Source organism: [Clostridium] innocuum (assembly GCA_012317185.1).
Classification (GTDB): domain Bacteria; phylum Bacillota_I; class Bacilli_A; order Erysipelotrichales; family Erysipelotrichaceae; genus Clostridium_AQ; species Clostridium_AQ innocuum.
In genome coordinates this window covers 134,758-154,023 of record CP048838.1, presented here as the reverse complement: position 1 = coordinate 154,023, position 19,266 = coordinate 134,758, and the positions used below count along the sequence as shown (strand labels likewise).

General features: G+C 43.5%; 19 protein-coding genes and 1 tRNA gene. 8 read left to right on the top strand and 12 right to left on the bottom strand.

Translation table 11 applies throughout. The annotated features are described in order from the left end of the window. Positions 1–37 precede the first annotated feature (37 nt). Positions 38–400 (top strand): metal-dependent transcriptional regulator, encoded by a 363-nt coding sequence (locus tag G4D54_00760; GenBank protein ID QJA01041.1) that lies wholly within the window; start codon positions 38–40, stop codon positions 398–400. A gap of 71 nt (positions 401–471) precedes the next feature. Next, positions 472–548: transfer RNA gene (locus tag G4D54_00755), tRNA-Pro, on the top strand. Between the two features lie 470 nt (positions 549–1,018). Here G4D54_00755 and G4D54_00750 read toward each other — a convergent pair. From G4D54_00750 to G4D54_00725, 6 genes are all read right to left on the bottom strand, one after another. Continuing rightward, positions 1,019–1,786, bottom strand: coding sequence for a TatD family hydrolase (locus G4D54_00750; protein ID QJA01040.1), 768 nt, complete (start codon positions 1,784–1,786; stop codon positions 1,019–1,021). 18 nt (positions 1,787–1,804) lie between these two features. Continuing rightward, entirely contained in the window at positions 1,805–3,136 is a 1,332-nt protein-coding gene (gene mnmE, locus G4D54_00745) for a tRNA uridine-5-carboxymethylaminomethyl(34) synthesis GTPase MnmE (protein QJA01039.1), read from the bottom strand. A gap of 80 nt (positions 3,137–3,216) precedes the next feature. Then, positions 3,217–3,471 carry a hypothetical protein gene (locus G4D54_00740; protein ID QJA01038.1) on the bottom strand — a complete coding sequence of 85 codons (255 nt, stop codon included), beginning with the start codon at positions 3,469–3,471 and terminating at the stop codon, positions 3,217–3,219. Between the two features lie 200 nt (positions 3,472–3,671). Then, positions 3,672–4,031, bottom strand: a complete 360-nt coding sequence (locus tag G4D54_00735; protein ID QJA01037.1) for a nuclear transport factor 2 family protein — start codon at positions 4,029–4,031, stop codon at positions 3,672–3,674. Between the two features lie 99 nt (positions 4,032–4,130). Then, positions 4,131–4,901 (bottom strand): DUF2087 domain-containing protein, encoded by a 771-nt coding sequence (locus G4D54_00730; GenBank protein QJA01036.1) that lies wholly within the window; start codon positions 4,899–4,901, stop codon positions 4,131–4,133. Between the two features lie 50 nt (positions 4,902–4,951). Further along, positions 4,952–5,716, bottom strand: a complete 765-nt coding sequence (locus G4D54_00725; GenBank protein QJA01035.1) for a polysaccharide deacetylase — start codon at positions 5,714–5,716, stop codon at positions 4,952–4,954. A gap of 119 nt (positions 5,717–5,835) precedes the next feature. On the opposite strand from G4D54_00725, the gene G4D54_00720 reads away from it, so the two are divergent. The 5 genes from G4D54_00720 (at position 5,836) to treC (ending at position 11,625) form a co-directional block, all read left to right on the top strand. Further along, positions 5,836–6,600 (top strand): hypothetical protein, encoded by a 765-nt coding sequence (locus G4D54_00720; GenBank protein QJA01034.1) that lies wholly within the window; start codon positions 5,836–5,838, stop codon positions 6,598–6,600. Between the two features lie 9 nt (positions 6,601–6,609). Further along, positions 6,610–7,116, top strand: coding sequence for an O-acetyl-ADP-ribose deacetylase (locus G4D54_00715; protein ID QJA01033.1), 507 nt, complete (start codon positions 6,610–6,612; stop codon positions 7,114–7,116). Between the two features lie 67 nt (positions 7,117–7,183). Further along, positions 7,184–7,900, top strand: a complete 717-nt coding sequence (treR, locus tag G4D54_00710) for a trehalose operon repressor (GenBank protein ID QJA01032.1) — start codon at positions 7,184–7,186, stop codon at positions 7,898–7,900. A gap of 182 nt (positions 7,901–8,082) precedes the next feature. Further along, a complete protein-coding gene (gene treP, locus G4D54_00705; protein QJA01031.1) occupies positions 8,083–9,966 on the top strand; it encodes a PTS system trehalose-specific EIIBC component in 1,884 nt (627 codons plus the stop codon). 9 nt (positions 9,967–9,975) lie between these two features. After that, on the top strand, positions 9,976–11,625 hold the full coding sequence (treC, locus tag G4D54_00700; GenBank protein ID QJA01030.1) for an alpha,alpha-phosphotrehalase: 1,650 nt from the start codon (positions 9,976–9,978) through the stop codon (positions 11,623–11,625). A gap of 362 nt (positions 11,626–11,987) precedes the next feature. Here the strand turns inward: treC and G4D54_00695 are convergent, their stop codons facing one another. The 6 genes from G4D54_00695 to glmU all read right to left on the bottom strand — a co-directional run bounded on the left by G4D54_00695 (position 11,988) and on the right by glmU (position 18,200). Further along, positions 11,988–12,704 (bottom strand): GntR family transcriptional regulator, encoded by a 717-nt coding sequence (locus G4D54_00695; protein QJA01029.1) that lies wholly within the window; start codon positions 12,702–12,704, stop codon positions 11,988–11,990. A 164-nt stretch (positions 12,705–12,868) separates the two neighbouring features. After that, complete coding sequence (locus G4D54_00690) at positions 12,869–13,903, bottom strand: ADP-ribosylglycohydrolase (protein ID QJA01028.1); 1,035 nt, start codon at positions 13,901–13,903, stop codon at positions 12,869–12,871. Between the two features lie 18 nt (positions 13,904–13,921). Further along, the gene (locus tag G4D54_00685) at positions 13,922–15,316 is read right to left on the bottom strand and encodes a PTS transporter subunit EIIC (protein QJA01027.1); all 1,395 of its coding nucleotides are present in this window, start codon (positions 15,314–15,316) and stop codon (positions 13,922–13,924) included. 172 nt (positions 15,317–15,488) lie between these two features. Beyond that, a complete protein-coding gene (locus tag G4D54_00680) occupies positions 15,489–15,845 on the bottom strand; it encodes a DUF1622 domain-containing protein (protein QJA01026.1) in 357 nt (118 codons plus the stop codon). Positions 15,846–15,867: 22 nt separating this feature from the next. Further along, positions 15,868–16,821, bottom strand: coding sequence for a ribose-phosphate pyrophosphokinase (locus tag G4D54_00675; protein ID QJA01025.1), 954 nt, complete (start codon positions 16,819–16,821; stop codon positions 15,868–15,870). 23 nt (positions 16,822–16,844) lie between these two features. Beyond that, the gene (glmU, locus tag G4D54_00670; protein ID QJA01024.1) at positions 16,845–18,200 is read right to left on the bottom strand and encodes a bifunctional UDP-N-acetylglucosamine diphosphorylase/glucosamine-1-phosphate N-acetyltransferase GlmU; all 1,356 of its coding nucleotides are present in this window, start codon (positions 18,198–18,200) and stop codon (positions 16,845–16,847) included. A 277-nt stretch (positions 18,201–18,477) separates the two neighbouring features. On the opposite strand from glmU, the gene G4D54_00665 reads away from it, so the two are divergent. Then, positions 18,478–19,254, top strand: coding sequence for a Cof-type HAD-IIB family hydrolase (locus G4D54_00665; protein QJA01023.1), 777 nt, complete (start codon positions 18,478–18,480; stop codon positions 19,252–19,254). The last annotated feature ends 12 nt before the right edge of the window (positions 19,255–19,266 follow it).

The window sequence follows — 19,266 nt, the reverse complement described above, 5'->3', positions numbered from 1 at the left end:
TGTGGTATATTGATGAAAAGGCATTGAGGTGATAAAGGTGATATTAGGTGAATCGTTGGAGGATTATCTGGAAACTCTGCTGATCCTGGATAATGAAAACGGCAAGATCCGTTGTGTGGATGTGGCAAAAAAAATGGATGTTTCCAAGCCAAGTGTGAATAAGGCTATGAATGTATTAAAGGAAAAAGGACTTGTTCAGCAGGAAACCTATGGGGATATTCATTTTACTCCGGAGGGAAGAAAGCTGGCTGTCAAGGTGTATCAGCGTCATACGACTATTCGTTCCTTTCTGGAGGATGTACTTGGTGTTGCACCGGATACAGCAGAGGAAGAAGCCTGTCATATTGAGCATGTGATCAGCGAAGATACCTTCCAGAAAATCAAAAATTTCAAAAGATAGCGCTTTTTTATGAAAATGCGCTTTTTTTTGTTGCATATTTTCATAAAACGGAATAAAATAGTATAGGACATCGGGATGTAGCACAGCTTGGTAGTGCGCTTGCTTCGGGAGCAAGAGGTCGCAGGTTCAAATCCTGTCATTCCGACCATTTCTGCTGATAAGCCTTTGAAAAAAGGCTTTTTTTATTCATAACATATGCTTATCCATGGATAAGTCCCTTATCAGAAGACTTACATAGCGTTTTTTCCTAATCATGCAGCTGTGTAATTCTGTGCTTGGAAATAGCGCTGCAGCAGGAATCAAATCCGCATTTTCAAATTCAAGCAGTGTGTCTCATACATATCAATACCTGGTACAGAGGCAAGGCAATCCTGATGTAATACATGCTGTACCCTGCTTACCAGTACCTGATGACTGCTGAAAAGGTAGACGACTTTTAAAAATCGTCTACCTTTTTAGAATACTTCTATCAAAAGCAACAGCAGGCAGGATGACTCATGCGCGAAAGGTTTTCTCTTATGCACATGACAGCATTTTCTCTATCAGCCGCTCTTTCCATCTGTTGGATAGGTGACTTTCTTTTTTACAATTTAAGATGTCCATCAGCTGCCTGTATACTTATTTTAAAAATAATTCCTCATAATTTTTCCGCAGCTGCTCTGCCGCCAGATCTTTCTCCACCGCTTTGATTTCACACAGCTTGTCAAATGTATATCTGACATACATCGGCTCATTCTGCTTGCCCCTGAACGGATGCGGCGTCAGATAGGGACTGTCAGTTTCCACAAACAGCCGGTTCAAAGGAAGCGCTTCTGCCGTAGCCGGAGCCCCTCTTGAGTTTTTAAATGTAAGCGGCCCGCCAAAGGATATATAAAAACCGATTTTTATCAGCTCCATAGCCACTTCCTTACTTCCGCTGTAGCAATGCATGATCCCCTTCAGCGGACCCATATCCTTCAGAATGTCCAGCGTATCCTTCGTTGCCTCTCTCATATGAATAAGAATCGGTTTGTTGTATTTTTGCGCAAGCCTGATCTGCCGGATAAAGCCGGTCTTCTGATCCTGCGGCTGTACATCCTCCCAATGATAATCCAGTCCGATTTCACCGACGGCGATAAGGCGCTCCTGTTTCAGCAGCTCCTCCAGCCGCTCATAATCGGCTTCCTGAAACGCGTACAAATCGTTCGGATGAAAGCCCAGTGCGATATCAAAGCGCTCCGGTTCGCGCTCCTTTAGCTGCTGTGCACGCTCATATTCTGTAAAGTCCGTACAGATGATGAGCATTTTTTCTATACCTGCCTGCCTTGCATTCTCCAATACCTCGTCAATGCGCTCATACAGGGCATCACAGGTGATATGACAATGTGTATCGATCAATGTATTCATAACATTTTTCCCTCCTGCTTATTTTCCCAGACAGAAATTGGAGAATAAGGTGTCGAGTAGATCCTCACGATGGACTTCCCCGAGTATCTCCTTTAAGGCTGTATAGGCTTCCTGTATATCGATAGCAACGATATCCAGCTCCATTTTCGACTTCATGGCAGCAAGCGCCTGCCGCATACAGCTCTCTGCCTTCATCATTAAAGAAATCTGGCGCTCATTTTGCAGCAGCGGCTCCTGCAGTACCAGCTGATGACCGTCGAACAGTTCATGTATCTTTGCCATCAAAGGCTCAATCTCACCACTGGCTGCGGATATGCATATGCCCTCACAGCGATGGGAGATATCGGTTTTATTGTATACGATGATACGCGTCTTATCCTTCGTCAGCTCCAGCAGCTCCTCATCCTGCGCATCCAGTACATGGCTGCTGTCCAGTACGACGATTACAAGCTGTGCCTCGGAAATTGCCTGTAAGCTTCGCCGGATACCGATTTGTTCCACAACATCCTCTGTATCCCGTATTCCTGCCGTATCAATCAGATTCAGAGTCAGTCCCTGCAAATGGATATGTCCTTCCACTATATCGCGTGTAGTTCCTGCGATATCTGTCACAATCGCCTTCTCTTCCTCAAGCAGCGCATTCAAAAGGCTGCTTTTCCCGACATTCGGCTTACCGACAATTGCTGTTTTGATGCCCTCCTTCAACAGCTGACCGCTCTGTGCACGGTCCAGAATTTGCCGGATACGCATCATCCACTCCTCAGCCTTTGGCTGAATGATTTCGCTGCTCAGCTGCTCCACATCATCATACTCCGGATAATCGATGTTTACCTCAATGTTTGCGATAATATCCAGTAGATCCTGAATCAGGGGCTCCAGCAGCTTTCTGACGCTTCCGCGAATACCCTGCACAGCCATGCGTGCATTTTCATCGGTATCTGCCTGTATCATGTCATTCACAGCTTCTGCCTGCGTCAGATCAATTCGGCCGTTTAAGAAAGCACGCTGTGTAAATTCACCGGGATTCGCAAGACGTGCGCCATGCGCAAGACACAGCCGCAGAATTTTCTTTGTGATAAACCGTCCGCCATGACAGTTTATTTCTACGATATCCTCACAGGTAAAGGTCTTCGGTGCACGAAAAACACTGACAAGCACCTCATCAATCAGTTCATCGTGCTCCTGATCATAAACATAGCCATAGCTGATCGTATGGCTTTTTTTCTCTCCTACATTAAAATTCAGAATGCTGTCCGCAATCGACAAGGCATCCGCTCCACTCATTCGGATGATGGAGATTGCCCCATCCACCGCCGCTGTGGAGATTGCGGCTATTGTATCATTCAACATAAAAACACCTGCCATTTACTACGTAATTGTATCACAAAAAGACGAGAAAAAAAGGTTATTTACTCAATAACCCTTTCGTCCTACTGATCACTGTTCATGCAGTCTGCCGAGGTTTCCCCATCCCGGCTGCGCGCGGAATTGTGAATACGGCATTTCAGCCGATACACCAGGAACAGGAATATTGCGTAGCCGGTGGCAGCCAGCGCCAGTATTGTATAATAATATGCAGATGGCAAATGAAGGTATCGGGCACTGAGATAGGCGAGCAGGTACACACCGGGTACGATTGCCATGAGCCAGCATGCAAGGCTGGTAAGACTTGTCGCAAACTTCATGAAACCAGCTCCTTTTACAATGCATACTTCCACCGAATGGGACGAACAGCAGAAGCTCTTCCATACCTATGATGATAGTATCCACCATCTAACACCTATATGATAATTTTATCCGTCTGCTGAAACAATTACAATGTATCGAACGGCGGTCAGAAGCTCCGTGAATGGTGAGATAAAAAGACAGGGAATGCATGCATTCCCTATCTGCTTTTTAACAGCTCTTTTCTCCATTCCGGGACTGCTTCCACAGCAGTCCAATACTCACGCAGGGCAGTGATTTTCCCTCCCTGTATTGTGAAGAAACCAATGGCAAGAAAGGATACTTCCTGTCCCTTCACCATTGTTTCACTTATAATCATATCCCCTATTTCATAGCATTTCAGAACCTCTTCCTCCCATTCTCCGGGATAGGCTTCATTTACAGCTATAAATTCATCAAGGGTAAAGACTTCCTCCGTATTGGGCCATGTAATTTCTGCAGTATCACAGAACAACTCTCTCACATCTTGAAAACGCAGCTCATGTATTGCATTCCAGTAAGCATGTACGATGCTTTGCATACTATGCTCCTCCTTTCATCGTAATCTTAGAAAGGATACATTCGCATACAGCGCGAGACATGCTTTACCTGATCCTCATTTTCATACCAGTGCAGGCTTTCATTCATGGTCTTCCACCTCCCGGATTCTTCCTAGATCCATTGAATAGAACTGACAATCCTTTGTCCGATGCAAAAAGCCGTACTCAATCAGATAGCGGCGCAGTGATACAAAATCCTCAAATATCTGCTTTAAAAAGGCATTGATTTCCTCTTCGCTGTATACCTGATGCGGCTCCAGAAATTCACAAATTTTTCGTAGTATAATAATTTTCTTTTTTTCCTTAGCCGGAATCTGCTTTAATTTCAGCGGATCGATAGAGAGCGTCATCGTCTTCAGCACCTGCTCCTCATCCTCACTGGTTGCGACATAGCGTTCATCCACCTGTGCGGCATGGTCATGCACCTCCAGCAGATTATCCATCATACCCTCCACCGATAGCTCATATAGAGCCAGATACATTTTCGCCTGTCTTGCTTTTTCTCGGAATACAAAGCGCTGATGGCGGACGGTTGACGCACTTGTACTTGTCAGCGAGGCTATTTCCTTATCGGTTTTCCCTTCATGAATATACTGCAGGAGCTTTTTCTGCACATCGGTCAGACTGCAGGATTTCTTATCCAGCTGCAGCAGCTGTTCAAACACAGAACCATGCTCCTTTTGTATATGCATCTGCACCGCCTTTTCAGCACGGTAAAAATGCCCGTTTATCGGAAAAATTTCACCATCCTCAAACACTGCATCGCAAAAATTACAATGGTAAAAATTACGTTTGTCCTTTGTATATCCGTTTTTTATTTCATCCAGATTTTTTTCTCTTGTTATTTTCATATTTCATCACCTGTCAAGCAACTGCATATGAAATATTATACCATACTTTCTCAGTTTGCGATATGATGATGAAATACCGGGGTGGAAGAGTCAATGACACGAAACTCATAGCCCTGCGACAGCATACTTTTCAGAATCGTAGGAAGCGCCTCTACCGTTGCCTTGTTTCCGGTTCCATCATGCATCAGAATCATTACCTCTTTTTTATCCCTGATTTCCTTTAATGCCGTATTGATCAGTGAATCACTTCCTACATAACAGTTTCCATCCCCGTTTGAAGCATTCCAGTCATAGTATTCATACCCTTTTTGCGTTACAGAAGCTGCCAGCGTACTCATAATGCCGCTGCTGTACTTTCTGGATACCGTATTGCTGGTGCCTCCGGGAAAGCGCAGGATATTCACCTTATGTCCCGTCTGTTTTTCAATCAGCGCATTCGTTTTATTGACATCCTCAAAATACGCCTCCTCACTGGAATAGATTTTACCATAATCATGGGAGAAGGTATGAATACCGATCGCATGCCCCTTAGCATCCGCTTTCTTAATCAGGTCGTAATACTCCGGATTGCTTCCCGTCACAAAAAACGTAGCCTTGACATGGTAGGTATCCAGAATATCCAGTACCTCCTGCGTGTGCTTGCTGGGACCGTCATCAAAGGTTAAATACGCAACCTTTTTTTCTTCCACCTTGGCGACTGCAGCACTATCCTGTTCCATCGGGAAATATTTCTGGGCCCAGAAAAAAGCAACCCACATCAGTGCAAGAAATGCCACACTGCTTAAAATCACATCACGCCATACTTCTTTTCTCATATAATCACATCCTCTCTGTTAGCTTTCCCCGGGAATGTGCATCTTATAAGGGATATGGCAAAACATTCACGCAGGTGATGGAAACGTGATATAATGAATTACAAAAGGAGGGGTCTTTTATGCTGTATGACAATCGCATAGCTGCCGCATTTCTGGAAGGAAGACCTGTAACAGAGGAAAAGCATTTTTACCTGCTGCAGGAGTACAAGGAGGCTGATTCGAAACGAAAGGATATCGTACAGGAGCTGGACTCGCAGCTGGAAAGCATCGTAGAAGAATTTCCGACCTTTAACAAGGAGCTTTTTGAGGCTGTTTTTCCCAATTACAGGGAGCAGCTGGAGACTGTCTGTATCATGGCGGTTGTCGGCACAAAGGAAAACCGCATTGTGAAATCAGAGGAAGGGCTTTGTATCCTGATTGATCTGATTCATATTGCTGATTATACCCGTATCGTTTCACAGATGACCTATATTTTGCAGAATTATCTGACCTTCGAGCTATCAAAGTATCTGATTCAGAAGCAGTTCCCTGTACGTTCCCGTAAATATCTCAGCCTGTTAAACCATCTGGCATTCACAAACGGTCTTGCGAATTATCTGGCATGGAATGCTTCCTGCAGCAGCTATAAGTTTTATACACAGAAATATGAAGCGCATAAGGAGCGTGCCTTCGGTCTTCTTTCACAGGCGCTGCAGGTGGAAACAAAAGCCTTACAGCATAAGATCCTGGTCAATGCCGTGACACAGGAATTCTGGAATCAGTTCCCCTCTGTTGCAGGCATGTTTTATTTTGATGATATTTATCGTGACCTTGGCAAAGAAGGCATTGTTCTGCTGTATAGACACGGACCGAAAAATTTCATTCAGACGATATTTCATGAGTGAGGGAATGATATGATGATAAAGATTTTATCAGGCGACATTACAACCCTACAGGTGGATGCCATCGTGAATGCAGCCAATGTTTCCCTGCTTGGGGGAGGCGGTGTCGACGGAGCAATTCATCGTGCTGCCGGACCTGAGCTTTTAGAAGAGTGCCGTACCCTTCACGGGTGCAAGACAGGAGAAGCAAAAATCACAAAGGGATACCGGCTGCCTTGTTCCTATGTAATTCATACACCGGGTCCGATATGGCAGGGTGGAAATCATGGGGAATGCGAGTTGCTGGAAAGCTGCTATCGAAGCTGTATGAAGCTGGCGAAGGAGAATCATATAACCTCCATCGCTTTTCCTGCCATTAGTACCGGCGTATATCACTTCCCCTTGGAACAGGCTGCCCGCATTGCCATCCGGACAATACTGGAAGAAAAGGAAACCTGTATAAAGATTGTTTATCTGATATGCTTCGACGAGATTACACGTCAGATATATGAAGCCGTACGAAGCGAATACGATATTTGATTTTATGAAAACAGAATTCCCTTTGACGAATTTGTACGTACATGATAAAATCAAGTAGGTGATGACAATGTCAAAATACGAAGCGATTTACAAGGATATATTAGGAAGAATTGAACAAAATCTCTATGCAGCCGGAGATACGCTTCCCGGTGAATATGAGCTTATGAAAATCTATGAAGCATCCAGAGATACCATTCGAAAAGCCTTGCTGCTGCTTGCACAAAACGGATATATACAGAAATCCAAGGGAAGAGGAAGTATTGTTCTGGACCGACAGCGCTATGACTTTCCGGTTTCCGGTGTTGTCAGCTTTAAAGAGCTTGCCGATAAAATGGAACAGGATGTGCAGACAAAGGTGATTTGTCTTGAAAAAACTCATCCGGATGCCCGTATCCGGCAATTGTTTCATATGAGCCCGGAGGATGAAGTCTGGCTTGTTCAAAGGGTTCGGATCATTGACCATGAAGCCGTTATTCTGGATACGGATATACTGGATGCTTCTATTATTCCGGAGCTGAACGAAGAGATTCTGGAACAGTCATTGTACTCCTATATCGAAGAAACCCTGCATCTGAAAATCGCCTATGCGGAAAAGGAAATCACATGCCAGAACGTGAGCGGTCTGGATACGAAGGTTCTGGATATGAAACAGTATGATATGGTTGTGAATGTGGAGTCCTGCTCATATCTTGATGATGCACGAATCTTTCAATATACCAATGCAAGACACCGCCCGGATAAATTCCGATTTAAAGATTTCGCAAGACGCGTAAAATTAGTATAATAGCATGAGCCGGCAAATTGCCGGCTTTTTTATTTGAAATACCATTAACGAATAGACGGCTACCTGCTACATTTGTTCTTTTACAAAACAAATGATTATTTAAAAAAGATATTGACATACATGTACGTACAAGTTATACTGTTGTTGTACTGAGATGTACGTACATGTTTAAGGAGGAGCTTATGGAAAAGTTTCAGGAAGATGTAAAAAAACTATTGCTATACGTCGGTGGTAAAGAGAACATACAGGCCGTTTCTCACTGTGTTACCAGAATGCGATTTGTACTGGAAAAGCCGGAGCTGGCAGATGTTGCGGCAATCGAATCCCTTCCCAGTGCAAAGGGGACATTCACACAATCCGGTCAGTTTCAGGTCATAATCGGAAATGAGGTCAGTGAATTTTACAATGCATTTACGGCTTATGCAGGCATTGAAGGAGTTTCCAAGGATTCACTGAAAAGCTCTGCAAAATCAAATCAGACAGTATTACAGCAAATGATGGGTGCTCTTGGAGAAATCTTCGCACCTCTGATCCCGGCATTGATCTGCGGCGGTCTGATTCTCGGGTTTCGCAATATCATAGGCGAGATTGCGATGTTTGACGGACAGACACTCGCCCAAGCCTCACAGTTCTGGAATGGCGTATACAGCTTTCTATGGCTGATTGGTGAAGCCGTCTTCCACATGCTGCCGGTGGGTATCGTATGGTCCATTACTAAAAAAATGGGAACAACACAGATTCTTGGAATCATCCTTGGGCTAACCCTTGTTTCTCCGCAGCTGTTAAATGGCTTCCAGGTAGCCGGAACCGAGGCTTCCGCTATTCCTGTATGGGATTTTGGTTTCACACAGATTCAAATGATTGGCTATCAGGGGCAGGTAATCGCAGCCATGATGGCAGGCTTTGTCCTCGTATATCTTGAAAAATTCTTCCGTAAGCACTGTCCTGCTGTCATTTCTATGATTGTTGTGCCGTTCTGTTCACTGATCCCGGCAGTTGTTATTGCTCATACTCTGGTTGGACCTGTAGGCTGGACAATAGGAAATGCAATTGCGGATATTGTCTATACCGGACTAACCTCCAGCTTTGGCGTTTTGTTTGCCGCGGTATTTGGGCTGATCTATGCGCCAATCGTTATGACCGGCTTACATCATATGACGAATGCAATTGATACAACGCTGACGAATATGTTTGGCGGTACAATTCTCTGGCCAATGATTGCATTATCCAATATTGCGCAGGGCTCCAGTGTTCTTGCAATGGCAGTTCTTCAGAAAAAGGATGAAAAAGCACAGCAGATCAATATCCCGGCCCTGATATCCTGCTATCTCGGTGTTACAGAACCGGCTTTATTTGGTGTCAATCTGAAATATGGCTTTCCTTTGATTTGCGGCATGATCGGTTCTGCAGCTGCAGCAGTGATATCTGTAGGATGCGGGGTGCAGGCTTTCAGCATCGGTGTCGGCGGTTTACCGGGCATCATTTCCATAAAATCACAATTTTGGCTGGCATTCCTTGCAGCTATGGCAGCGGCGATTATCATTCCGTTTGTTTTGACTCTGCTTGTTGGAAAAAAGAAACTGCAGCAAAAGGAAGCTGCTGTCATCGTCTCGGCCGAAGAGGAAAGCTTCCATTCACCAATGAGCGGTATATATATGCCGATGGAAGAAGTAGAGGATCAGGCATTTGCATCCAAAGCTATGGGTGACGGCTTTGCAGTAGAATTACAGGATACCCGTGTTCTGGCTCCGTTCAGCGGAACCATCATGGTCGCATTTCCGACCGGCCACGCCTACGGTATCAAGGCAGATAACGGAAAAGAGGTTCTGATTCACATTGGTATGGATACTGTGGAATTAAATGGAGAAGGCTTCCACCCGCACGTAAAGGCTGGAGATGTCGTAAAACAGGGTGACGTACTGGTTGATGTAGAGTTGGATGTTATCAAAAGGAAAGGAAAATCTCTTGTTTCTCCAGTGGTATTTACGGACGGGACAGCGATCACACTTGAAAAACAGCACGAAAAGATAGCAGCTGGTGATGCTCATATCATCACATACAAATAGGAGGGCAGTATGAATTTTAAAGAGAAAACAGTATATCAGATTTATCCAAAATCCTTTCAGGATTCCAATGGCGATGGATGGGGCGATTTACAGGGTGTCATTTCCAGACTCGATTATCTGCAGAAGCTTGGTATTGATTATATCTGGTTTAATGCAATGTTTGTATCTCCGCAACGGGATAATGGCTATGATGTAGAAGATTATCGAGCAATCGATCCACGCTATGGAACTATGGAGGATTTTACTGAATTATGCAGGGAAGCAAAAAAGCGTGGCATTGATATCATGCTGGATATGGTGTTCAATCATGCTTCAACGTGGCATGTCTGGTTTCAGAAGGCTTTAAAGGGCGAAGAGAAATATAAAGATTACTTCTTTTTCCGCAAAGGAAAAGCAGATGGCAGTGCTCCGAATAACTGGAATTCAAAGTTTGGCGGTCCTGCATGGGAATATGTCAAGGAGCTGGATGAGTACTATCTGCATCTGTATGATGTCACACAGGCTGATCTAAACTGGGACAATCCGGAAGTCAGAAAAGAACTGGCTGATATCGTCAACTTCTGGCGCAGTAAAGGGGTTCATGGATTCCGCTTCGATGTAGTTAATCTTGTATCAAAAGGCTCCTTCGAGGATGATCCAAACCTCTTTGACGGCCGGCAGTTTTACACGGATGGTCCACACATACACGAATATTTGAAAGAACTGAATCTGAACAGCTTTGGCAAGGATGAAGACAGTATGACGGTTGGTGAGATGAGTTCAACAACCTTAGAGAATTGCACACGTTACTCAGGAAGTGACGCCCATGAGCTGACGAGTGTATTTACCTTCCATCATCTGAAGGTAGACTATAGAAACAAAAAGAAATGGGAGCTGATGCCGTTTGATTTCATCGAGCTAAAGCAGCTCTTGAATGACTGGCAGACAGGTATGCAGGAAGCAGATGCATGGAATGCCTTATTCTGGTGTAATCACGATCAGCCCCGTGCGCTTTCAAGATTTTGCGATGATAAAAACTATCGTATAGAAGCCGCTAAAATGCTGGCTACTGTGCTTCACTGCATGCGGGGGACACCGTATGTATATCAGGGTGAGGAAATCGGTATGACCAATGCATATTTCCATGATATATCACAATATCGCGATGTAGAAAGTACAAATTTCTATGATATTCTTAAGAAGGAAGGGCGCAGTAAGGAAGAAATCCTGCATATATTACAGGAACGCAGCCGGGATAATGCAAGAACACCAATGCAATGGAACAGCAAGCAAAATGCAGGCTTTACAGATGGTACTCCATGGCTGTCAGTAATCGATAACTATAAAACTGTCAATATTGAAAATGCACTACAGGATGAAAATTCCGTATTTTATCATTATCATAAATTGATACGCATGCGGAAAGAGTATAAGGTGATTCAGGATGGCCTGTATATTCCATTACTGCAGGATCATAAGACAATCTTTGCATACAAACGCAAAGGAGAGGAAGGAGAACTGATTGTACTCAGCAATTTCTATGCAGAAGCTGTACGTGTGGAAATAAAAGAAAATCTGACAGATTATGTGCTGTTGTTAAGCAATTATAAGGACAGTAAAGCTGACAAGTGTATCACACTTCGTCCTTATGAATCTGTCATATATTATAAAGCAAGCTAATGCAGATAAGCCATGTGAGTGATCGCATGGCTTTTTAATGTGCTTTTTATTCATACAGCTGTCATCGTTCGTTAACACATTCTTCATATGAAAGCTACATCCTATGTATCCACGGACAAATCAAAAATATGTGTGGAAACTGCCCTTTTCGACCAAAATACACAAAAGTAAAGAATGGAAGGACTTAAAAAGAAGCCGCGATGTAGAAAGATATCATGAAGATGTACAGGAAAATTTAGAAAGTGAAGAAACAAACAAAAAGAATCAATAAAATCCAATTAGATTTGTATGATTCTCCATACTACATTATGGCTGGATGCTTGTAGATTTGAATGACATTTTAACTCTTACTCCCATCCATATCAATCTGGAACATGGAGCTGCACACTATACCGATATCGATCCCCTCTATAATAAAATTCAGCATACTCTACAATTCTATCACGCTGATCCTTCGTGACTCGCTGTACAAACAGCAATGGGCTCCCCTCTTTTACATGCAGATAATCTGCAATCTTTTTATCAGCAATCACTGATTCTATTGTTTCATTGGCATTCTTCACACTGTAGCCCTTTTCTTTAAATAGCTGATATAAAGATACATTAGGTCTTATTAGTTCATTCCTTGTCAATGCTAAATGAAGCGGACAGTATACACGCTGGAAGCCAATTGGACTGTTATCACTCCAACGCAAGCGTTCATGACAGCTTACCTCTGATCCCTTAGACAGATTCAATTTAGAACACACTAGGGATGAAGCAGATATTCTTTCTTCAAATGAAATAATATCTGAATGAACACCGGCTCCTTTATATTCTTCAGAAAAGCTAAGCAGATTCTGCAGCTGCAATGATTCCTTCTGACTAACGACCACAGTTCCTACACCATGAATTCGCTGCAGGTACCCTTCATCAACAAGGAGCTGAACAGCATGTCGAACAGTTATCCTACTTACGCCAAAAAGGGTCTGCAGCTCTGGTTCTGCTGGAAACAGTCCACCTATCGGATATGTACCATTTATGATTTCTTCTTTCAGATCTTCATAAATTGAAAGATATTTTATACTATTTGTTCGCATTTTTCTTCACCTCATATAGCCGTAACATACTTCCTTTTAAATTTCATTATAAATGAATGCCTATTTAATGTAAATACTTTTCAAGGAATTCATTGTAATCCTACCGGCACGATTATGAATAGAAAAAGGAATGGCATACATACCATTCCTGCGTATTATAAATATTATCCTACTTTTGCAGCTGTAGCAAGTTCATCAGCCAATATAATAAGATTTATTTCATTTGCTTTTTGCACCTTGTCATATAAATCTAGGAAGTTCTTATCCTCAAAGTCTACAAAAGCACCTACCATCGTCCCGACAATCGTAGCAATCGTATCTGTATCATACCCGATGTTTACAGCATCAATGACAGCCTGCAAGGCACTGTCTTTATTTAAGGCTGCAATTCCAAAAGCGCAAGGTACTGCTTCTGAAATATGGAGACCACTACCGATTATCTGTGATAATTTCAGCAGCTTCTCTTCTTTACTACCGGCTCCCTCAGCTATCTGCAGTGCTAACTTTATGCGTTCTACAACGCTTGCTCCCGCGACTACTCTGGAAACACTTTTTGCTTTTGTTTCTCCACGTATTGCACCATAAACACCTGCACTTATCGCCTCTTCAATAGTAGCCTTTTCTGCAAGTGATGCGCTCGTTGCTGCAGCAATAGCACAAGCCCCGGAAATGGCAAGAGAATTATCGTGCGTTACCTGTGCTATGACAATAGCATCATCAATAGCAGCTTCCAGATTTCCCGGATGTAGAATTCCTGCCGGCGCAATTTTCATTGCTGCTCCATTTGTTGCCTTAGATGCATAGTCTACAGCTACAGCACCAGGAAGCGGCTTCATTTCCATACCGGGGTTTTTATACATTTCAATTGCACTTCTGGTTGTAGGCCCTGCAAAGCGATTGAAATATTTAGGAATATCTGACCATTCCAGTATTGCTTTTATCACGATATCCCTTGTTATTCTCCCTTTATTGCTCAAAATTGCTTTTGATAACATATAAATTTGTGAGAAATCATCTGTAATCTCACCTGCCTCATTTCCTAAAGCAAAGGCAGTTTTTCCCGGCTTTTGAAATGTTGTCACAGGAGCAGTGAACATCTCACGAATCTGCCCGAAGGTTAAATTCTCGGTGGTAGCTCCCATTGCATCACCAATCGCCGACAATCCTAAAATACCTTCTATTTTCTTATTCAATTCCATTGATTTTTCCTCTTTTCTTTACTTTTTCGAAGTCATCTGTGCCTCTGGATCTTTAACGCCAAATATGAACGTCAGTACCATACCACCAATAAAGGATATGGCCAAACCGACTATATATGCCCATAGAGTTGTTCCTGCAAATGCCGGTATCGTGGTAAGCCCTCCAAATACGAATGCATTACCCACAACATGAAACAGTCCCATGAACGCACCACCAAGTGCCGCCCCCATGCAGCCTGCGATTAGCGGTGTTTTGAATTTTACTCCAAGCCCGTAAATAGCCGGCTCAACAATACCGGATAGCATAACGGATGTAATCGCTGTCAGTGAAAAATTTTTCAGCTTTTTATTTTTTGAACGAAGAAATATGGCAAATGCAGCACCAGCCATACCAAAGTTAGCATTCGCACCATATGCGATGAATGGAGAGCATCCGTTCTTTGCGATATCAGGGATAATAACCATGGTATTCGGTGCCCAATGCACTCCAAACATGATAAGGATATTCCAAATTCCGCCAATAACAGCTCCTGTGATAACCTGATTGATGTTCGCCAGCCAGGTAACTGCCTGTGCAACTCCGATACTGATATAATTTCCAATAGGTCCTATCACGCCAGCAGTTATCGGTACCAGAACCAACAGCAGTACGGTTGGAATGATAATCATATGCAGACTATTAGGAATTTTCTTAATCATAAAATGTTCCATTTGTGACTGTAGCCAAGTCATGATAATTGCAGGAATAATCTGACTGGTATAATTAAATACTGGAATCGAGATACCAAGAAATTCAACACCATTGCCTCCATCTCCCTGTACCAATGCCAGAAAATCAGGCATAATAAGTGCACCCATGACAGCCACAGCGATATACGGGCTCGTTTGAAACCGCTTTGCTGCAGTCATCGCCGTCAATAGCGGAAGAAAGTAGAAAACAGAGGTTGCCGTTAATGTCAGTATTAAATTTGTTGTACTGCTTGTTGACAGCCATCCTAGCTCGTTCGCCAATATGGTAAACCCTCTTAATAAACCTGATCCGGCTAGCAAAGGAAGCAATGGCGAAAATATACTGACCACTAAAGCGATAAATTCATTAAACCATTCATGCCTTTTCGGACCTGCTTCTTCCTTTTCTATCAAACCCTCCCGCTCTAAGCGTTCTGAATCCCATACCTTCATAAAAGCTTTATAAATATCCCCTACATTCATACCGATAATAATCTGCAACCCGGAATCCTTATTAACCAAGCCTGTGACACCATCAAGTTTTTCTATAGCATCAGCGTCAACCAGACTTCTATCCTTTAATTGTGGACGTAATCTTGTTGCACAATGCGTAACAGAGATAATATTCTCTTTTCCCCCCATAAACTCCAGCAGTTTTGCTGCCAATACTTCAGATGATTCCATAAATTCACTCCTTCCATTCAACTGAATCACCATTACTCAGTAAGACGTTATAACGTCTTGTCCTCATATTCATAATAGCAGATGAACGAAAAGTTGTAAAGCATGAATTTAAAAAATGTAAGCGGTATAAAAAAGCAGTACAATATCCGGCTATAGATATTGTACTGCTCATTTAATAATTATTCGGTGATGCCTCACTTGCGGATCCGTGTTCCTTCTCAGTCTTGATTTCAAAATGTATCATCAAGGACAGAAGTGCACGCAGCAGAATGATGGCTCCCAGAATATAGATTTCCGAAAAGCTTCTGACGAGTACCGTCTTCAGTATTTCGGCACCCATTTTAAATTCCAAACCTAATGCCAGAGCATTTGCCAGTTCGATACGGATCGGATAATGTTTATGGGTAAACAGCGCTTTGATATAGTGATAAAACGCCTTCAGTGATCCGATGGTTATCACAACGATACCGATGATTTCCAAAATGGATACAATCTCCGGCAGCATGAATTCTATGAAATGTTCCAGCATACAGTTTCCTTTCTATGTAGGCTTACTCTGCGTATTTCGCAACGATTTCGCTGACTGGTCTGCTTTCTTCCACAGCCTTGATAACCTGTCCTAAAACAGGTCCTACAGACAATACCTTCATCTGTGGGTACAATGCAGCCTTGTCATCCTGAGGAATCGTATTGGTACATACGAATTCTTCCAGATTCGCAGCCTTCAAGCGATCGATGGCCGGCCCGGAAAGAACGCCGTGCACACAGGATGCATATACAGCAGTAGCGCCTTTGTCATACAGCATCTGGATACCTGCAGTCAGCGTCCCTGCAGTATCCACAATATCGTCTACCACGATAGCGATTTTGCCATTTACATCCCCAATGATGTTCATAGCCTCTGCCACGTTTGGTTTCGGACGACGTTTATCAATGATTGCTAATGGAGCGTGAAGAATTTCCGCAAGTCTTCTCGCACGAGTAGTTCCGCCATGGTCCGGTGATACGACCACAACATCTTTCAGATTCAGGCTCTTGAAATACTGACCGATAATACAGATGGCGGAGATGTCATCTGCAGGAATATCGAAGAATCCCTGAATCTGCGTTGCATGCAGTTCCATGGTAATGACACGGTTTGCCCCTGCCCGTTCCAGCAGATCCGCAACCAGTTTGGATGTGATCGGCTGTCTCGGTTTTGCCTTGCGGTCCTGACGTGCATATCCGAAATATGGCATAACGACAGAAATATGACCGGCACTGGCACGTTTGCAGGCATCAATGGCAATCAGTACCTCCATGATATTGCTGGAGACAGGTGCACATGTGGATTGAACGATGTAGACGTTTTTCCCGCGCACGGACTCCCCTAATTCTACCATGATTTCCCCGTCGGAGAAGTGCTTTACATCACACTGACCCAAAGGTATCCCTAATTCTCCCACGATTTCATTTGCTAGCTCAACGCTTGAAGTTAACGCAAAAACTACTGTTTTGTTTTCCATTGTTCTACAATCCTGTTCCTTTCCTATTTGTTCTTGTAAGTTGTTCCGAATCCCTTTTTAATGGACTGTCGTGCTCTGGCAATCCCCATATCACCGTCATCTACAGAATCCGTGATCGTAGAGCCTGCCGCAAGCAGAGCATTCTCACCGATGGTCACAGGCGCAATCAGGTTACAATTGCTTCCGATAAACGCACCGTCATGTACCGTTGTGCGGAATTTGTGCTTGCCGTCATAATTGACTGTAACCACACCGCAGCCGACATTGATTTTCTTACCAAAGTCGGAATCTCCGATATATGTCAGGTGGGCGCATTTGGAGCTATCACCAAAGTGAGAGTTTTTAAATTCCACAAAGTTCCCAATACGGCAGTCTTCGCAGATTTCTGTATTGTTTCTTAAATGAGACATCGGCCCCACCGTGGAATGGTTTCCAACACTGCTTTCAACGATCTTGCTGCTGTCAATCGTTACATCATCACCGATTACAGCATTGCGCAGGAACGAGTTCGGTAAAATCACAGTATTCTTACCAATGACAGTTTTCCCCTGAATGTGTACGTTGGGATAAATGACCGTATCCTCACCAATCACAGCATCCACATCAATGTATGTGTTATCCGGATCGATAATCGTTACCCCTGCACGCATGTGTGCTTCATTTACATGACGCTTCATCCATGCATTTGCTTTCGCTAAATCCACACGGTCATTGACACCCATGGCTTCCTTTGGATCATCCACAATCATAGCATTGACACACAGATCTTTTTTATTAAAAATTTCCACAAGATCTGTCAGGTAGTATTCCTGCTGTGCATTGCTGTTGGTGATTTCCTTCAGACCTTCAAACAGTGCCTTGTTATTGAAACAGAAAATTCCGGTGTTGATCTCTTTTACTTCCAATTCTTCTTCACTGCAATCCTTTGCTTCAACAATCTTCTCGACCATGCCCTGTGCATTTCGAATAATTCTGCCGTAGCGTTCTCCATCCGGCAGCACACTCGTCAGTACGGTACAAGCGGCATCACGGTTGCTTTCAAATACTTTTTGAATCGTTTCCTTCTGAATGCAGGGTCCATCACCGTTAACAACAATGGTATCTCCATCCAGACCTTCCAGAACACTTGCCTGCATGACAGCGTGTCCGGTTCCTAACTGAGGCTGTTGAATAGCATACTCTACAGAATCCTGCAGATATTCCTTTACACTTTCAGCACCATGTCCAACCACAACAACAATGCGTTCCACTCCGCTTGCTTTCAGGGTATCAACAATGTGTCCGATCATCGGTTTGTTTAAGACGGGATGCATCACTTTGTTCAAAGCTGACTTCATTCTTGTGCCTTTTCCGGCAGCTAAAACAATAGCAGATTTCATAAAAACATACCTCCGTTACTATTTTATCAAAAAGTGACAGTAAAAAAAAGGCTAAGTGCCTATTTCCTATACGTTTTATGGACGAATTGTAAGGTTTCACCGTGAATTAAGGAAAAAGCATACAATCACAGCAAAGAATGGAGGAAACAGCATGCTCCCGTATACTTTACCATCATGCAAATTGGATTTCGGACACTGGAATAATGAAATATGCCGGAAATGATTACAATATGTGAATAGTTGTGCTATCATAACCGTGTTGATGGGAGGTTACCTTATGAACAGACAGATTCTGTTTTTCGATATAGACGGTACTTTGGTGGATAGTACCACGCATATTGTTCCTGCATCCACCAGAGCCGCATTGCAGAAGCTGAAGAAGGCCGGCCATATTCTATGCATTTCTACCGGACGATCTCTGCAATCTGTAACAGACGGTCACTTTGATGAGCTGATTGACTGGGACATCTTTCTCTGCAATAACGGACAGGCTATTTACAATCACGACAAAAGCCTTCTGCATATGACACCGATTCCAAGAGAAAGCGTCGAGGCCTGCATTCAGGCTGCGGAAACGCAGGAGGCTCCGCTGCTGATTATGGGAAAGAAGCAGATTCTTACCCGCAAGCCGAATGCATACGTGATTACCTCTGCAGAATTCTTTAAGGAATCCATACCGGATGTGGAAGCATATGACGGCAGTGATGTCATTATGATGATTGCCTATGGTCCTATGGGATATGCCTATGAGGAATATATGGCGATACCCAGCGTTGATGTTATGATCGGGCAGTCGACCTATGCAGATGTTGTGCTGAAGGGCTTTAGCAAGGCGATCGGTATCCGCTTTATTCTTGATCATTTTCAGATGCAGGACTATCTAGCCTTTGGAGATAGTTTGAACGATGTGGAAATGCTGCAGCATGCACGAATCGGAGTCGCAATGGGAAATGCCCATGAGGAAGCGAAGCGCGCTGCCGACATCATCACAAGGGATGTATCCGAGGATGGCATATATCATGCATTGCGGCAGATGAGGCTGCTGGATTTATAATCCCCTGCATTA

Coding starts and splice junctions, on each gene's coding strand:
- G4D54_00715 (QJA01033.1), top strand. CDS start 6,610: ATGATGATAAAGATTTTATCAGGCGACATTACAACCCTACAGGTGGAT.
- G4D54_00695 (QJA01029.1), bottom strand. CDS start 12,704: ATGCGAACAAATAGTATAAAATATCTTTCAATTTATGAAGATCTGAAA.
- G4D54_00750 (QJA01040.1), bottom strand. CDS start 1,786: ATGAATACATTGATCGATACACATTGTCATATCACCTGTGATGCCCTG.
- treP (QJA01031.1), top strand. CDS start 8,083: ATGGAAAAGTTTCAGGAAGATGTAAAAAAACTATTGCTATACGTCGGT.
- G4D54_00740 (QJA01038.1), bottom strand. CDS start 3,471: ATGAAGTTTGCGACAAGTCTTACCAGCCTTGCATGCTGGCTCATGGCA.
- glmU (QJA01024.1), bottom strand. CDS start 18,200: ATGAAATCTGCTATTGTTTTAGCTGCCGGAAAAGGCACAAGAATGAAG.
- G4D54_00720 (QJA01034.1), top strand. CDS start 5,836: ATGCTGTATGACAATCGCATAGCTGCCGCATTTCTGGAAGGAAGACCT.
- G4D54_00730 (QJA01036.1), bottom strand. CDS start 4,901: ATGAAAATAACAAGAGAAAAAAATCTGGATGAAATAAAAAACGGATAT.
- G4D54_00690 (QJA01028.1), bottom strand. CDS start 13,903: ATGGAATTGAATAAGAAAATAGAAGGTATTTTAGGATTGTCGGCGATT.
- G4D54_00675 (QJA01025.1), bottom strand. CDS start 16,821: ATGGAAAACAAAACAGTAGTTTTTGCGTTAACTTCAAGCGTTGAGCTA.
- G4D54_00735 (QJA01037.1), bottom strand. CDS start 4,031: ATGCAAAGCATCGTACATGCTTACTGGAATGCAATACATGAGCTGCGT.
- treC (QJA01030.1), top strand. CDS start 9,976: ATGAATTTTAAAGAGAAAACAGTATATCAGATTTATCCAAAATCCTTT.
- G4D54_00685 (QJA01027.1), bottom strand. CDS start 15,316: ATGGAATCATCTGAAGTATTGGCAGCAAAACTGCTGGAGTTTATGGGG.
- treR (QJA01032.1), top strand. CDS start 7,184: ATGTCAAAATACGAAGCGATTTACAAGGATATATTAGGAAGAATTGAA.
- G4D54_00725 (QJA01035.1), bottom strand. CDS start 5,716: ATGAGAAAAGAAGTATGGCGTGATGTGATTTTAAGCAGTGTGGCATTT.
- G4D54_00680 (QJA01026.1), bottom strand. CDS start 15,845: ATGCTGGAACATTTCATAGAATTCATGCTGCCGGAGATTGTATCCATT.
- G4D54_00665 (QJA01023.1), top strand. CDS start 18,478: ATGAACAGACAGATTCTGTTTTTCGATATAGACGGTACTTTGGTGGAT.
- mnmE (QJA01039.1), bottom strand. CDS start 3,136: ATGTTGAATGATACAATAGCCGCAATCTCCACAGCGGCGGTGGATGGG.